Consider the following 15,250-nt stretch of genomic DNA (forward strand, 5'->3'; position numbering starts at 1 on the left):
CCTTCGTTGCCGAGCAGGCCCTTGTCAGGCCTGCTTCAGCGTTACCAGTCCATTCAATACCTGATCCAGGCCGCCGAATACCGAGATGCGGTCGATTCGTTCGGCCACCCGTTCCAGGGCTTCCAACTCTTTCAGGCGCAGGGCGGTGGGGTTGTCTTCCATCACCTTGGCCGTGTTCAGCAGCGAGCGGGTCGCCGAGGTTTCTTCGCGGCGACGGATCACGTTGGCCTGCGCGGCTTTCTCCGCTTCCACCACCTGGGCCAGCAGGGTCTTCATCTCGCCCGGCAGGATGATGTCGCGCACGCCCAGGCCGTTGACCTCGATGCCGGTGCCTTGCAGCCGCTCCTTCAAGTAGGCGCCGACCGACTCGTCGATCACCTGCTTGTTTTCCAGCAGTTCATCCAGCGTGCGTGTTCCCACCGCCGCCCGCAGGCCGAATTGCAGCTCGCGGTAGAGGTGCTCCAGCGGCTTGGACAGGCTGGAAAACGCCTTCAGCACATCGCTGTAACGCCAGTTGGCGGCCAGATTCAGGCGCAGGCTCACCTTGTCACGGGTGAGGATTTCCTGCCCGCTGACCTCCAGCGCCTGGATGCGTGTATCGATCAGCTCCACGCTCACCTGGCGGTTGTAGCGCCAGAAACCATACTGGCCGGCCGGCAGCAACTCGATCACCGCGCCATCGACCTTCAGCACGCCGACCTGGTAGGCCGGCACCAGGGTTACCAGCAGCGCCTCGGCGCCGATCACGCTGCGGCCGCGCAGGTTGCCCTGCATCTGCTGCAGCAGCGACGGTGCGACGCGGTACTCCTGGCTCAGGTCGATGCGTTCCAGGCGCTGCTCGGTCTGGCCTTTCCAGTACAGTTGGCGGCTGCCGGGTGCGAGGATCTCCACCAGCACGCCGTCCTCGAAACGCAGGCCGGCCTCGTTCTCGGCCAGGTCCATGCGGGTGAAATAGCGTTCGACCAGCGCAGGTTCGGACTGGCGCAGGTAGCCGGCCAGGCGGTGCTCGAACAACGGGGTGTTCAGGCTGAAGGTTTCCACGCTCAGGCGGTTGTACAGGTCCAGGTGGCGGTGGATACCCGGCTCGAGGATCGCCAGGAAATCGCCCTCGGAGTACAGCAGGCCACGTTCGTTCTTCTTCACGGTAAAGCGCTTCAGCAGTTTCATCTCGTTCTCTTCCTTCTTTTCTTTGCCCTTGGGTGCCGGTGTTCGCCGGCCCGTCGGGTGGCGAGGAGGGAGCCTGCGAGAGCCAGGTACTGCGGACTTCCTGTCCATTGCGCCGAATCCATCGGCCAGCACGTGTCTTGTCGCAGGCCCGGTCCTCGTACCGGGCGGGCCGGCGGTGGCTTCGGGTCCCTGGCATATCCGGCCTTCCTGGCCGCTTTGCGCCTGTCCCGTCGCCCACCGGCGGGGTGTTGCCTTCATGAGTAGCTGCCTTAACAGGGCAGTGTTCGAGCGGGAGTCGAACCCGCGACAGGCCATTCCTTCGATGGCTGCTCTACCGGACTGAGCTATCGAACGGCGCGGGCAGGATTCGAACCTGCGACGGTTCCCTCGAAAGGGAGTGCTCTACCAGGCTGAGCTACCGCGCCATCGACCGTGACTGCTGCAGCGGCATGCACGAAGCCGACACCAGGGGTGGGCTCGGGCACCGGCGGGAGTGGAAGTCCCTGCCCGTGGGCTGCATCAGCGATGCGGTCGAGGGAGATATAGCGAGGGGCGTGCCAGGTTTGCTTTTGGTGGGCGATGTATTTTTATAACTTTTTGATAAATAACGATTTATTTATTTTTATCACATGTGTTTCTGATTTCTCTGGTTGGTCGATATGGATATTTATGGATATTTATGGATATTCTGAGATCGTTGTTTATCTTGATGGATAAAAGATGAAAGCCAAGAAAACGGTCGCCATCGGCTTCCTCGGTTCAACCCTGGACCGCGTCGGCAAGGGTGCGGCGCGCTGGCAGAAGTGGCGGCCCACGGTCGGGCTGTGCCAGCAGCAGGACCTGCTGATCGACCGCCTGGAACTGATCCACGGGTTGGATGCGCGGGATGTCAGCCTGGCCGAGCGCATCGCCGCCGACGTGCGGCATATCTCTCCGGAAACCGAGGTGCGCCTGCAGCCGATGGCGCTACGCAACCCGTGGGACTTCGAGGAGGTCTACGGCGCGCTGCATGATTTCGTCGGCAGCTATGCCTTCGATACCGAGCACGAGGACTACCTGGTGCACATCACCACCGGGACCCACGTCGCGCAGATCTGCTGGTTCCTCCTGACCGAGGCGCGCTACCTGCCTGCGCGGCTGGTGCAGGCCTCGCCGTCACGGCGCAAGGACGAGGCGCGGCAGCCGGAAGGGACGGTCGCGGTGATCGACCTCGACCTGTCGCGGTACGACCGCATTGCCACGCGCTTCCGCCGTGAGCAGGAGGAGAGCCTGGCGTTCCTCAAGTCCGGTATCGCCACGCGCAATGCCGAGTTCAATCGTTCCATCGAGCAGATCGAGCGGGTTGCCGGGCGTTCCCGCGCGCCGATGCTGCTGATCGGCCCGACCGGCGCGGGCAAGTCCTTCCTCGCCCGCCGCGTCTACGAACTCAAGCGCGCGCGGCACCAGTTCCAGGGGCGTTTCGTCGAGGTGAACTGCGCGACGTTGCGCGGTGATGGCGCGATGTCGGCGCTGTTCGGTCATACCAAAGGCGCCTTTACCGGCGCGCAGAACGCCCGCGAAGGGCTGTTGCGTGCGGCGGACGGCGGCATGCTGTTCCTCGACGAGATCGGCGAGCTGGGTCTGGACGAGCAGGCCATGCTGCTCAAGGCCATCGAGGAGAAGCGTTTCTTCCCGCTGGGCTCGGACCGCGAGGTGGGCAGCGATTTCCAGCTGATCGCCGGTACCCACCGCGACCTGCGCGAACGCGTCGCCGAAGGGCTGTTTCGTGAGGACCTGTTCGCCCGCATCAATCTCTGGACCTTCGACCTGCCGGGCCTGGCCGGGCGCCGCGAGGACATCGAGCCGAACATCGATTTCGAGCTGGAGCGCCACGCTCGCGAGCAGGGCCGGCTGGTGCGCTTCAACCGCGAAGCGCGCATGCGCTACCTGGCCTTCGCCAATTCGCCGCAGGCGCCGTGGAGCGGCAACTTCCGCGAGCTGTCGGCGTCCATCACGCGCATGGCGACCCTGGCCGACAGCGGGCGGGTCGACGAGGCGCTGGTCGAGGAAGAGATCGGCCGGCTACGCCGCTCCTGGGGCGCCACCCAGGCGGAAAGCCTGCTGCAGCCTTTGCTGGGGGAGGGCGCCGAGGCGCTGGACCTGTTCGACCGCCTGCAACTGGAAGCGGTAATCGGCGTCTGTCGGGAGGCACGCAGCCTGTCTGACGCCGGTCGTCAGCTGTTCGCGGTCTCGCGCCAGGAAAAGCAGAACCCCAACGACGCCGATCGCCTGCGCAAGTATCTGGCCCGCTTCGGTCTGGATTGGGCGTCGTTGAGGGGCTGAGGCGCAATGCGCCTCAGTAGTGGTACCAGCGCAGCTCCAGCATCACCTCGTTGCGCGGGCTGGCCTCGTGGCTGAACTCGCGTTGGGCGGACAGGCGCAGCCCCAGGTTGCGGCCCAGTTCCACCTGCTGGCCGAAGCTCAGGGTGCGGCGCACTTCGCCGTTGTGGAAGAAGTCGCCCTTGCCTTCGAGGCTGAGATTGCCCAGCGGGTTGCTCCACAGCACGCCGGTGTCGAAGCCCATGGCCGGGGCGAGGGTGGCGGCGAAGTCCGGGTTGTTCTCGATGCGCGCAGTGCCCAGGGCGTAGGCCTGCAGGTCGTCGCTGAGCTTCCAGCTGCCACCGGCGCCGCCGTTGAGGTGGCCGACCAGGGTGTCGTGGTCGTTGTCACTGTGCTTGCCGATCACCCGCTCCCAGCCGCCGGCGACCTGCCAGGACAGCGGTTTCAGCAGCTCATTGCGTGGCGTCATCGAGCGGATGGTGACCAGGTCCAGTTGCTGCAGTTGCCAGCGGTTGCGTTCGTACTGGCGCAGCTTGAGCTGGCCGATCTCGATCTGTGCGCCCAGCGGGAAGCCGTAGGCGTTGTCGTCGAGATCGTGGTAGGCCATGCGCAGGCCGTACTGGGCGAAGGCTTCGCCGTCGCGGCTGCCGGCGCCCAGTTGCCAGGTGCGCGACTCGTGGCCGTTCTCCGGCTGGCCGGGGCGCTCCACCTCCAGTGCCGGCGGCGGGTTGCGGTTGATCGCCTTGAGCAGGTTGTAGCTGCGCGAGGCGGTGGACTGGTCACGCTCCTGGCCAGTGGCGCGGTAGCGCACCAGGCGGAAGGCGGTGTCCTGCACCAGGGCCTGACGGTCAGGGGGCAGGGCGGCGAATTCGGGGCTCTGCAGCTGGCTGTCGTCGTCGGCGATGTGTCGCGCCAGTACCTTCTCGTCGTGGCTCAGCGGTTCGCCGCGGGCCAGCAGCTCGCGCTCGCGGGAGGGGCGGTAGTCCACGCGATCGATCAGCCCGGCGTCCTTCACCGCGCGCACGGTGTCGGTGGGGATGGCGGTGAGCGGGAAGTGGTCGGTGAGCTCGGTGCCGGGACGGGCGATCTCCAGCAGCTCCAGCAGGCGGAAGGAGCAGTTCTCGTCGAAGAAGTAGTACTTGAAGCGGATCTGCTTAAGCTCCCAGACGTGCTCGACCATGCGCGCGGTTTCTTCCGGCGTCAGGTTCAGGCGGTATTCCCAGAGGTCGCGATTCTCCAGGCGGCTGTATTCCGAGAGCTTCTCGCGGTAGGGCACCAGGGCGAACAGGCCGGGGTAGCCGCCCATCAGGCCCTTCCAGGCATAGAGGATGCTGTTGTCCATGCCCTCGATGTAGGCGCCGAAGTTGAGCGCGTAGCTGAGCAGGGCGGTGTTGTCGGAGTCGACATCGGCCTGGTCGATGCGTAGCAGGGTGTGGCCGAACATCGAGGAGGGGCTGTTCAGGTAGGCGGCCGGGAACACCAGCACGGCGCTGTGCGGGTTGATGTCGTGGTACCAGGTGGTGAATTCCTTGCACTCGACCGCCGGCAGGTCATCGAGCTGCAACTGCTGGCGCAGCCAGCGGGTGCGCGCCGGGTAGACGCACTGGGCATGCTTGTCGCCGAGGCTGGCCGGGGCGTAGAGGGCCTTCACGGTGGCGGCCAGTTCCGATTGCGGATGGCGATCACCGTCCTTGGCGAGGAAGAACTTCGGGTCGTCGACGAAGCTGCGCCAACCGCCGAGCTTGGCGTGTTCGTAGTGACCCAGGGCCAGCCAGTAGGGTTCGTCAGCCAGCGTCTGCAGGCGTTGTGGGTCGATCGCCGGCGAAGCCAGCAGTGGGGTGCAGGCGCACAGCGCCATCCAGGGCAACAGGCGTTTGGGCATCGAATGGGCTACTGGAAGGGAAGGGTGAGCCCGCCCGGAGCGGGCGGGCTCGCGTTGGCCATCAGGCCTGTTCGGCGTACTTGGCCAGGGTGCTGTCCTGTTTCAGGACGGCCTGGGTGTTGGCGTAGACGTCCTCGGCGGTGACGTCGGACTTGTTGAAGATCTGTGCGAAGTGCTCGTGGGTGACCTGGGCGAAGTGCGCACGGTCCTCGGGCTTCACGCCCAGTACCACGGCGTAGGTGGTCAGCGCTTCGCCGTCACCCTTGGCCATGTCTTCGGACAGCTCGTCCATCATGCTGCTGAGCACGATCATCGGCTTGCCGCCATAGGTCAGCGCGCCGTTGGTGTGGCAGCCGTTGGTGCCGGTGGTCATGCCGAAGGTGTTGTTGCCGCTGGTGCCGTTGGTGGTGGCGGCGAGGACGTGGGTCGCAGTGCCGCGCTGGCCCTTGAACAGCATGTTCCCCCAGCCGCAGCCGTCGCTGCCGGGGGCATCGGCGAGAGCGCTCAGGGAGGCGGTGGCGAGGAGGGTACCGAGCAGAATCCTTTTCATCGTTTTTCTCTCTTTTTGAGGTCGGGGACCATTGAACAGTCGCTGACAGCGAAACAGCGCCTGCCAGAGCTTTTCTCCAATGCCTTGCGGGTGTCAAGGCAACCGCTGCTGCAGTCAGTATGGCCGGGGCCGGTTGAAGGGCTCGGATGGCTTGCTGTTGATCGGCATCAGCGGCGGAAGTCTTGGAACCGACCACACTTGAATCAGTTCCCCTTGCGAGGATGTAGTCATGGTCGATTTCGATCCGCGGCCAGCGCTGGACCAGTTGGCGGCCGAGTATTCCAAGCGTGCCGAAGCCATTCGCCGCGACCTGGGTCGCAGCCACTCGCCTGACTTCGCCGAGCAGGCCCAGCAGCGGCAGAACGACGATGTCCTGCGCGCCCTGCTGGCCGAGGCGGAGGCGGGCATGCGCCTGGTGGGCATGGCGCGCCTGCGCCTGGCCGACGGCACCTATGGCGAGTGCGCGCGCTGCGGCGAGGCCATCGAGGAGCGGCGCCTGCGTGCCCTTCCTGCCGCTGAGCACTGCCTGCGCTGCGCCGACGCAGTGGACTGACACTGTCACCAATACTGCCTTGCCAGTGGCGCGCGGGCGGCGCGAGAATGCGGACGAATCTCCGCGGCCTCGCGCCGCTCGAAGCAAGGACCTCCAATGCCCGATTCCGTTGCTGCCGGCCTGCGCCTGGCGCCCGATGAACTGACCCGTCCCTTCACTCCCGAACAGTTTCCCTTCAAGACCACCGAAGAACTGGAGCCTTTCCTGGGCGTGCTCGGACAGGAGCGCGCGGTCGAGGCGCTGCAGTTCGGCGTGGCGATGCCGCGTCCGGGTTACAACGTGTTCGTCATGGGCGAGCCCGGAACGGGCCGCTTCTCCTTCGTGCAGCGCTACCTGAAGGCCGAGGGCAAGCGCCTGCCGACCCCGGCCGACTGGGTCTACGTCAACAACTTCGACGACTCCCGCGAACCGCGCGTGATCGAGCTGCCACCGGGCAGTGCCGCCGAGTTCGGCGCCGATATCGATCACCTGATCGACAACCTGCTGTCCACCTTCCCCTCGGTGTTCGAGAACCCGGCCTACCAGCAGAAGAAGAGCGCCATCGATCGCGCCTTCAACCAGCGCTACGACAAGGCCCTGGATACCGTCGAGCGCCTGGCGCTGGAGAAGGAAGTCGCCCTGTACCGCGACAGTGCCAACATCGCGTTCACCCCGATGAAGGACGGTAAGGCGCTGGATGAGGCCGAGTTCGCCCAACTGCCGGAAGAGGAGCGCGAGCGCTTCCACGCCGACATCGCCGACCTGGAGGAACACCTCAACGAGGAGCTCTCCAGCCTGCCGCAGTGGAAGCGCGAGTCCAGCAACCAGTTGCGCCAGCTCAACGAGGAGACCATCACCCTCGCACTGCAGCCGCTGCTGGCGCCGCTGGTGGAGAAGTACAACAACAACTCCGGGGTCAGCGCCTACCTGCAGGCCATGCAGCTCAACCTGCTGAAGACCGTGGTCGACCAACTGGTGGACTCCGAACGTACCGACCCGCAGCGCAAGCAGAGCCTGGAAGAGCAGTACGCGCCTAACCAGGCGATCGCCCACCATGCCACCGGTGGCGCGCCGGTGGTGTTCGAGTCTCACCCGACCTACGACAACCTGTTCGGCCGTATCGAGTACGCCTCTGACCAGGGCGCGCTCTACACCAGCTACCGCCAGCTGCGCCCCGGTGCGCTGCACCGCGCCAACGGCGGTTTCCTAGTGCTGGAGGCGGAGAAGCTGCTCAGTGAGCCATTCGTCTGGGATGCCCTCAAGCGCGCGCTACAATCGCGACAGCTGAAGATGGAGTCGCCCCTGGCCGAACTGGGCCGCCTGACCGCCATGAGCCTGACGCCGCAGGTGATCCCGCTGCACATCAAGGTGATCATCATCGGTTCGCGGCAGATCTACTACACGCTGCAGGACCTGGATCCGGATTTCCAGGAGATGTTCCGCGTACTGGTGGATTTCGACGAGGACATCCCGCTGGCCGAGGACAGCCTCGAACAGTTCGCCCAGTTGCTCAAGACCCGCACTTCGGAGGAGGGCCTGGCGCCGCTCACCCGTGAGGCCGTGGCCCGTCTGGCCACCTACAGCGCCCGCCTGGCCGAACACCAGGGCCGCCTTTCCGCGCGCATCGGCGACCTGTTCCAACTGGTCAGCGAAGCGGACTTCATCCGCCAGCTGGCCGGCCAGGAAGTGACCGACCTGGGCCACATCGAGCGTGCCCTGAAAGCCAAGGAAACCCGCACTGGTCGCGTCTCGGCGCGGATTCTCGACGACATCCTCGCCGGCATCATCCTGATTGACAGCGAAGGCGCCGCGGTGGGCAAGTGCAACGGCCTGACCGTACTGGAAGTCGGCGACTCGGCCTTCGGCATGCCGGCGCGCATTTCCGCCACCGTCTATCCGGGCGGCAGCGGCATCGTCGACATCGAGCGCGAGGTCAACCTCGGCCAGCCGATCCACTCCAAGGGCGTGATGATCCTTACTGGCTACCTTGGCAGCCGCTACGCCCAGGAGTTCCCCCTGGAGATTTCCGCGAGCATCGCGCTGGAGCAGTCCTACGGCTATGTGGACGGCGACAGCGCCTCCCTGGGCGAGGTCTGCACGCTGATCTCTGCCCTGTCGCGCACGCCGCTGCGCCAGTGTTTCGCTATCACCGGATCGATCAACCAGTTCGGCGAAGTACAGGCGGTCGGCGGGGTCAACGAGAAGATCGAAGGCTTCTTCCGCCTCTGCGAGGCCCGCGGCCTTACGGGCGAACAAGGCGTGATCATCCCGCGCGCCAACGTCGCCACCCTGATGCTCGACGAGCGTGTGCTGCAGGCGGTGCGCAACGGTCAGTTCCATATCTATGCCGTGCGCCAGGCCGACGAGGCGCTGAGTCTGCTGGTCGGCGAGCCCGCGGGGGCGCCGGATGCCAAAGGCCACTTCCCCAAGGGCAGCGTCAACGCCCGCGTCGTGGAGCGCCTGAAGGAAATTTCCGAGCTGGGCATGGATGAGGACGAGAAGGAGAAGCCGGCGAAGGAGGCAGTAGCCACCAAGCCGGTCAGCAAGCCGAAGGTGGAGAAGGTGCCGGTGGACAAGGCCCCCGTAGAGAAAGAGCGCGCCCGCAAGAAGAAAGACGTCGACTGAGGGCGGCCAGGGCAGGGCGCCGGGCGGGACATTCCACCGGCGCCATTTTCACGCCGTTGCCCGCAAGATGGCCGGATAAATCCGCACTTTCGCGTGTCGGAACCTGGGTGTAGTCTCAATCTCAGGACAACCGCGAGGGTGCCGCCATGCCGCGTAACCTCTGCCTTATCCGCCCCTGTCTGGGGCTGACCACGCGCATTGAGTGCGAGATCAGGCCGCTGGCCGGAGAGAATGGACTCTGGACCTTGTTGTGCGCCGCCGGCATGTCCGGTGCGCAGCCCACCGCCATCAAGGCGCAGGGCCCGTTCTGCGGGCCTTTCGTGGCCGAAGGTGTGCTCGAGGCGATCTCCGACTGCCTGGCCCAGCAGGGCTACATCGTGGCGGACGATCCCCCCATCTGGCAGTTGCACCTGCAAGGCGAACTGCGCCGCCTGAACGGCGAGCGCTCGTGCCATGTCGGCAACTTCCAGTTCCGCCCCGAGGGTTGAGGCTTTCAAGGCCGGGAGAGGAGCTGCGCAGTCCCTGCACGATTCACTGAAAGCCGCGGGGCGCCTGGGCGCTACGGTTTCATACCGCGGCCGCCTACCTATTTATCCACAGACATATTTATCTATAGAAAGCCGGGATAACTCGCAAAGGTCATCCGCTATACTGCGGCCGCCCCTTTCCCAACGACCATTCCTGCGAGAACCATGGAACGCTTCGTCGAAAACTCCCTGTATGCCGCGCGCTGGCTGCTGGCGCCGATCTACATCGGCCTGTCGCTGGCCCTGCTGGCGCTGACCATCAAATTCTTCCAGGAAATCTTCCACATCCTGCCGAGCATCTTCAGCATCGCCGAGGCGGACCTGATCCTGGTGCTGCTGTCGTTGATCGACATGGCGCTGGTCGGTGGCCTGCTGGTGATGGTGATGTTCTCCGGCTATGAGAACTTCGTGTCGCAGCTGGATATCGACGAAGGCAAGGAAAAGCTCAGCTGGCTGGGCAAGATGGACGCCAGTTCGCTGAAGAACAAGGTGGCGGCTTCCATTGTGGCGATCTCCTCGATCCACCTGCTGCGCATCTTCATGGACGCCAAGAACATCGAAGACAACAAGCTGATGTGGTACGTGATCATGCACCTCACCTTCGTCCTCTCGGCTTTCGCCATGGGCTACCTGGACAAGGCCACGCGCCACGACCACTGAAGCCCTGCTGCGCCATCCACGCCGCCCGGCCGTTGCAAAACGGACGGGCGGTTGCGTTTTCACCTTGCGGTGAGCGCCTGCTGGTCAAGACTTTCCGCGTGGATCAATCCGCAGGAGGTGCAGCACATGAATCTGCAGGAACTGACCAGCCGCTCCGTCGCCGGCGACATCGACGAGATCAACCTGGTGTCGCTGGAGGGGGATATCTACGTGCTGGAAGCACGCATGGGAGCCCGTTTCTATCCGGTTCAGGACGAGGCCGGGCACGTCATCAGCGTGCGCTCCGTTGCCCATGCGCGAGAAGTGCTCCGTGCGTTGCCCAATGTTCCTTTCCATCTGGTGCATGCCGTGGTGCATGACGAGATGTGCGGCATGGACGATGAGCGCGACATCGGCGCGGGCGTGACCATCCCGCTGCATTAGGTTCCGGGCGCTGGGCCCGTCCCGCTGCGCGAGGCTCGCGCGGTGGGGGCGGCGGTGCATCTGTGCTAGGCTGGCGGCCCTTTTTTGAACCCCCAGCGGAGCGCCGCCATGAGCGAACTCAATCTTTCCACCGACGAAGCCCGCGTCAGCTACGGTATCGGCCGTCAGCTGGGCGACCAGCTGCGCGAGAACCCGGTCCCGGGCATGACCCTCGACGCCATCCTCGCTGGCCTGTCCGACGCCTACGCCGGCGCCGAAAGCCGTGTTCCGGGCGAAGCCCTGTCCGCCAGCTTCCAGGTAATCCGCGAGCGCATGCAGGCCGAAGCCCAGGCCAAAGCCGAAGCCGCCGCCGCCGTTGGCCGCGAGTACCTGGTGGAAAACGCCAAGCGCGAAGGCATCACTGTCCTGCCGTCCGGCCTGCAGTACGAAGTGCTGGTCAGCGGCGACGGCGCCAAGCCGTCCCGCGAAGACACCGTGCGCACCCACTACCACGGCACCCTGGTCGATGGCACCGTCTTCGACAGCTCCTACGAGCGCGGCCAGCCGGCCGAATTTCCGGTGGGCGGCGTGATTGCCGGCTGGGTCGAGGCCCTGCAACTGATGAACGCCGGCAGCAAATGGCGCCTGCACGTGCCGAGCGAGCTGGCCTATGGCGGCCAGTCCGTCGGCAGCATCCCGCCGCACAGCGTGCTGGTGTTCGACGTCGAGCTGCTGGAAATCCTCTGATCCCACGAGAGTTCACTGCGGAGTGCCATCCCTGGCCGCTCCGCAGGAAAAGGGGCGCTCCGGCGCCCCTTTGTGCATCCGCCTCCCGGGCGACGGAGCACTGGCGACGCGTCCTGCGCCGCCACAATCGTTCAGGTGCACCCGCGTTTTTGTAGGAGCGACCTTGCTCACGAACCTGGTGACGTTGGTGCGGAGCTCTTTGCGAGCACGCTCGCTCTCACAGGCTTTTGCCTAGCGCAGTGCGCGGGCGTAACAGAACAGGAACAGGTTGCGCACCAGTTCCTTGAGCACCAGCGGTTCGCTGGTGCTGAGCTCGGACAGCTCCAGGCCGCCCTGTTCGCGCAGCTCATCCAGGGCCTCTTCTTCCAGCACCGCGCAGACTTCCCCGGTGTCCCGATGCAGGATGCGCAGATAGGGGTGCGGGCGATCCAGCCAGGCGTCGATCATGTAGGTCATGGCATGTTCCTCCGTGCAGACCGTTTAATGAGAATAATTCTTATTATCTCAATAGCAAGCCTGAATTGGAAAAAATTTCGCGCCGGTGACGATCTATTGTTCCCGATCAACGGGCAGGCAACAAAAAGCCCGCCGCGGCGAACCGGGGCGGGCCTTTGTGAAACGGCGCATCAGTGCGTGCGGGCGACCGAGAATTCCGCGAGCTCGATCAGCGCGGCGCGGTGTTCATTGTCCGGCAGCGCCTTGAGGTGCTCGATGGCGCGGGCGGCATACTCGCGCGCCAGTTTGGCGGTGTAGTCCAGCGCGCCGGCGGCTTCCACGGCGGCGCGGATGCCTTCCAGGTCCTGGCTGCCGCCCTGTTGGATGGCCTTGCGCACCAGTGCCGCCTGATCCGGGGTGCCATCGCGCATGGTGGCGATCAGCGGCAGGGTCGGCTTGCCTTCGGCGAGGTCGTCGCCGACGTTCTTGCCCAGGCTGGCGGCATCGCCGCGGTAGTCGAGCAGGTCGTCCACCAGCTGGAAGGCGATACCCAGGGCATCACCGAACAGTCGCAGCGCCTCGGATTGCTCCGGCTGGGCGTTGGCCAGTGCGGCGGCGCTGTGGGTAGAGGCTTCGAAAAGCATCGCGGTCTTGCCGCGAATGACTTCCATGTAGGTTTCTTCGGTGGTGCTGGCGTCGCGGACCTTGGACAGCTGCAGCACTTCGCCTTCGGCGATCACGCGGGTAGCCTGGGAGATGATGCGCATCACCGGCATCGAGCCCAGTTCGACCATCATTTCGAAGGAGCGTGCATACAGGAAATCGCCCACCAGCACGCTCGGCGCGTTGCCCCACTGGGCATTGGCGGTGGCGCGACCGCGGCGCAGGCCGGAGGCGTCGACCACGTCGTCGTGCAGCAGGGTGGAGGTGTGCAGGAATTCGATGGTGGCGGCCAGCAGCTTCAGGTCGTCGCCCGAATAGCCCAATGCCTTGCCCGAGAGGAGCACCAGCAGCGGGCGCAGGCGCTTGCCGCCAGCGGAGATGATGTAGTCGCCGATCTTTTCCACCAGGGGAACGCGGGAAGTGAGTTGGCGACGGATGATGCCGTCGACGGCGGTGAAGTCGTCCGCCACCACGCGATAGAAAGCCTGGGGTTGCATTAAAGACAGCGCTCCTCGTAGATTGCGCGGCATGCTAGGTGCCGCGGGGAAGACCTGTCAAGGCGAGGCCCCATGGGGCTTGATCCGCGCCGAGCGTTTGCGTAGAATCGCGGCCCCGAACTTCCCTGGCATATCCTGCCTTACGCAATTGCACGGGCGTCCTTTCCGGCCCCATGCAGCCATGCCGACCGATTCCTCTTTCTATAAAGCGTCGGGTGAGCAGGTCTAACGGAGACATCCAGATGTACGCAGTAATTGTTACTGGTGGCAAGCAATACAAAGTCACCGAAGGCGAATTCCTCAAGGTCGAAAAACTCGACGTTGCCACCGGCGAAGCGATCAACCTGGATCGCATCCTGCTGGTCGCCAACGGCGATGACGTCAAGATCGGCCTGCCGGTGGTAGAAGGCGCGAAAGTGACCGCGGAAGTGGTTTCCCACGGCCGTCACGACAAAGTGCGCATCATCAAGTTCCGCCGCCGCAAGCACCACATGAAGCGTCAGGGCCACCGCCAGTGGTTCACTGAAATCAAGATCACCGGCATCCAGGCCTAATTCCTCTTCAGGAGAATTGACTCATGGCACACAAAAAAGCTGGCGGTAGTACCCGCAACGGCCGCGACTCAGAAAGCAAACGCCTTGGCGTGAAGCTGTTCGGTAGCCAGGCTGTGAAAGCAGGCAACATCATCGTGCGTCAGCGCGGCACCCAGTTCCACGCTGGCTACGGCGTTGGCATGGGCAAGGATCACACCCTGTTCGCTAAAGTCGACGGCGTGATCAAGTTCGAAGTGAAAGGCGCCTTTGGCCGTCGCTATGTAAGCGTCGTCGCTGCCTAAGCGAGCTCTCACTGAAAAAGCCCTGTCTCGCGACGGGGCTTTTTTGTTTCTGGCGTTTCCAGGCGAGGTGCCGTCGGTTCGGGCGTTTGCGTGGACTTGGCTGTATCCTATGCTCCTTTTCTTATTTTCAACCCGCCGCTAGGCGGGAGGCGTTCGCAATGAAATTCGTCGACGAAGTATCCATCCACGTGAAAGCCGGTGACGGCGGCAACGGCCTCATGAGCTTCCGCCGCGAGAAGTTCATCGAGAAAGGCGGTCCCAACGGCGGTGACGGTGGCGACGGCGGCTCGGTGTATCTCGAGGCCGACGAGAACCTGAATACCCTGGTGGACTACCGCTACACCCGTCGTTTCGACGCCCAGCGTGGCGAGAACGGCGGCAGCAAGGACTGCACTGGCGCCAAGGGTGACGATCTCGTCCTGCCCGTGCCGGTCGGTACCACCATCATCGATGCCAATACCCAGGAAATCATCGGTGACCTGACCGTTGCGGGCCAGCGCATCATGGTTGCCCAGGGTGGCTGGCATGGCCTGGGTAATACCCGTTTCAAGTCCAGCACCAACCGCGCGCCGCGCCAGACCACTCCGGGCAAGCCCGGCGACGCGCGTGACCTCAAGCTGGAGTTGAAGGTGCTGGCAGATGTCGGTCTGCTCGGCCTGCCGAACGCCGGCAAGAGCACCTTCATTCGCGCGGTTTCCGCCGCCAAGCCGAAGGTTGCCGACTATCCCTTCACCACTCTGGTTCCGAACCTGGGCGTGGTCAGTGTCGGCCGCTTCAAGAGCTTCGTGGTCGCCGACATTCCTGGCCTGATCGAAGGTGCTGCCGAAGGCGCTGGCCTGGGGATCCGCTTCCTCAAGCACCTGGCGCGTACCCGCCTGCTGCTGCATATCGTCGACATGGCGCCGCTGGATGAAAGCGATCCGGCCGATGCCGCGGAAACCATTGTCCACGAGCTGGAGAAGTTCAGTCCGGCGCTGACCGAGCGCGACCGTTGGCTGGTGCTGAACAAGATGGACCAGATCCTCGAGCCCGAGGAGCAGGAGCGTCGCAAGCAGGCCGTGGTCGAGCGCCTGGGTTGGGAAGGTCCGGTCTATGTGATCTCCGCCCTGGAGCGTGAAGGCACCGAGAAGCTGAGCCAGGACATCATGAAATACCTCGACGAGCGCACCCTGCGCATCGAGGAAGAGCCGGCCTACGGCGAAGCCCTGGCGGCCCTGGATCAGCGCATCGAAGACGAGGCTCGTGCTCGTCTGCAGGCTCTGGACGACGCCCGTGCTCTGCGCCGTTCCGGTCTGAAGAATGTCGACGATGTGGACGACGATGATTTCGAGGATGACGAAGACGACGGCGATGGGCCGGAAATCTTCTACGTGCCTTGATCGGAGCGGTGCCCGCCGGTCCGGATGAAA

15 protein-coding genes and 1 tRNA gene are annotated in these 15,250 nt (G+C 64.5%); 10 read left to right on the forward strand and 6 right to left on the reverse strand.

Going from position 1 to position 15,250, the window contains the following annotated elements:
- Nucleotides 1–24 precede the first annotated feature (24 nt).
- Nucleotides 25–1,167, reverse strand: coding sequence for a slipin family protein (locus tag GJV37_RS14895; protein WP_193452695.1), 1,143 nt, complete (start codon nt 1,165–1,167; stop codon nt 25–27).
- A gap of 352 nt (nt 1,168–1,519) precedes the next feature.
- Nucleotides 1,520–1,592 (reverse strand) — tRNA-OTHER (locus tag GJV37_RS14900).
- Nucleotides 1,593–1,887: 295 nt separating this feature from the next.
- Between GJV37_RS14900 and rtcR the strand changes: the two genes are divergently transcribed.
- Nucleotides 1,888–3,489 (forward strand): RNA repair transcriptional activator RtcR, encoded by a 1,602-nt coding sequence (rtcR, locus tag GJV37_RS14905; RefSeq protein ID WP_193452696.1) that lies wholly within the window; start codon nt 1,888–1,890, stop codon nt 3,487–3,489.
- 13 nt (nt 3,490–3,502) lie between these two features.
- On the opposite strand, the gene GJV37_RS14910 is transcribed toward rtcR, so the two are convergent.
- Nucleotides 3,503–5,368 carry an Lnb N-terminal periplasmic domain-containing protein gene (locus tag GJV37_RS14910; protein WP_193452697.1) on the reverse strand — a complete coding sequence of 622 codons (1,866 nt, stop codon included), beginning with the start codon at nt 5,366–5,368 and terminating at the stop codon, nt 3,503–3,505.
- A 61-nt stretch (nt 5,369–5,429) separates the two neighbouring features.
- Complete coding sequence (locus GJV37_RS14915; RefSeq protein WP_038803701.1) at nt 5,430–5,918, reverse strand: DUF3015 domain-containing protein; 489 nt, start codon at nt 5,916–5,918, stop codon at nt 5,430–5,432.
- 229 nt (nt 5,919–6,147) lie between these two features.
- On the opposite strand from GJV37_RS14915, the gene GJV37_RS14920 reads away from it, so the two are divergent.
- From GJV37_RS14920 to bamJ, 6 genes are all read left to right on the forward strand, one after another.
- On the forward strand, nt 6,148–6,471 hold the full coding sequence (locus GJV37_RS14920) for a TraR/DksA family transcriptional regulator (RefSeq protein WP_024763072.1): 324 nt from the start codon (nt 6,148–6,150) through the stop codon (nt 6,469–6,471).
- A gap of 96 nt (nt 6,472–6,567) precedes the next feature.
- Entirely contained in the window at nt 6,568–9,075 is a 2,508-nt protein-coding gene (locus GJV37_RS14925) for a Lon protease family protein (RefSeq protein WP_170859256.1), read from the forward strand.
- 146 nt (nt 9,076–9,221) lie between these two features.
- Entirely contained in the window at nt 9,222–9,563 is a 342-nt protein-coding gene (locus GJV37_RS14930; protein WP_170859257.1) for a PA4575 family protein, read from the forward strand.
- 204 nt (nt 9,564–9,767) lie between these two features.
- Nucleotides 9,768–10,262, forward strand: a complete 495-nt coding sequence (locus GJV37_RS14935; protein ID WP_017521628.1) for a TIGR00645 family protein — start codon at nt 9,768–9,770, stop codon at nt 10,260–10,262.
- A gap of 126 nt (nt 10,263–10,388) precedes the next feature.
- Nucleotides 10,389–10,685: a DUF6482 family protein gene (locus GJV37_RS14940; protein ID WP_037014909.1), complete on the forward strand. Its 297-nt coding sequence runs from the start codon at nt 10,389–10,391 to the stop codon at nt 10,683–10,685.
- Nucleotides 10,686–10,793: 108 nt separating this feature from the next.
- Nucleotides 10,794–11,411 (forward strand): BamJ family beta-barrel-assembly machinery protein, encoded by a 618-nt coding sequence (bamJ, locus tag GJV37_RS14945; RefSeq protein ID WP_170859258.1) that lies wholly within the window; start codon nt 10,794–10,796, stop codon nt 11,409–11,411.
- 231 nt (nt 11,412–11,642) lie between these two features.
- Here bamJ and GJV37_RS14950 read toward each other — a convergent pair whose 3' ends face one another.
- Together GJV37_RS14950 and GJV37_RS14955 are read right to left on the reverse strand one after the other, a co-directional pair.
- On the reverse strand, nt 11,643–11,867 hold the full coding sequence (locus GJV37_RS14950) for a PA4570 family protein (RefSeq protein WP_024763077.1): 225 nt from the start codon (nt 11,865–11,867) through the stop codon (nt 11,643–11,645).
- Nucleotides 11,868–12,037: 170 nt separating this feature from the next.
- A complete protein-coding gene (locus tag GJV37_RS14955; protein ID WP_065084212.1) occupies nt 12,038–13,006 on the reverse strand; it encodes a polyprenyl synthetase family protein in 969 nt (322 codons plus the stop codon).
- Nucleotides 13,007–13,248: 242 nt separating this feature from the next.
- Between GJV37_RS14955 and rplU the strand changes: the two genes are divergently transcribed.
- The 3 genes from rplU (at nt 13,249) to cgtA (ending at nt 15,220) form a co-directional block, all read left to right on the forward strand.
- Nucleotides 13,249–13,560, forward strand: coding sequence for a 50S ribosomal protein L21 (gene rplU / locus GJV37_RS14960; protein ID WP_015475683.1), 312 nt, complete (start codon nt 13,249–13,251; stop codon nt 13,558–13,560).
- A 23-nt stretch (nt 13,561–13,583) separates the two neighbouring features.
- Nucleotides 13,584–13,841, forward strand: a complete 258-nt coding sequence (rpmA, locus tag GJV37_RS14965) for a 50S ribosomal protein L27 (protein ID WP_017521622.1) — start codon at nt 13,584–13,586, stop codon at nt 13,839–13,841.
- Between the two features lie 158 nt (nt 13,842–13,999).
- Nucleotides 14,000–15,220, forward strand: coding sequence for an Obg family GTPase CgtA (cgtA, locus tag GJV37_RS14970; protein ID WP_024763079.1), 1,221 nt, complete (start codon nt 14,000–14,002; stop codon nt 15,218–15,220).
- Nucleotides 15,221–15,250: the final 30 nt, after the last annotated feature.

Origin of the sequence: Pseudomonas nitroreducens, from assembly GCF_010994165.1 — a bacterium.
GTDB lineage: Bacteria > Pseudomonadota > Gammaproteobacteria > Pseudomonadales > Pseudomonadaceae > Pseudomonas > Pseudomonas nitroreducens.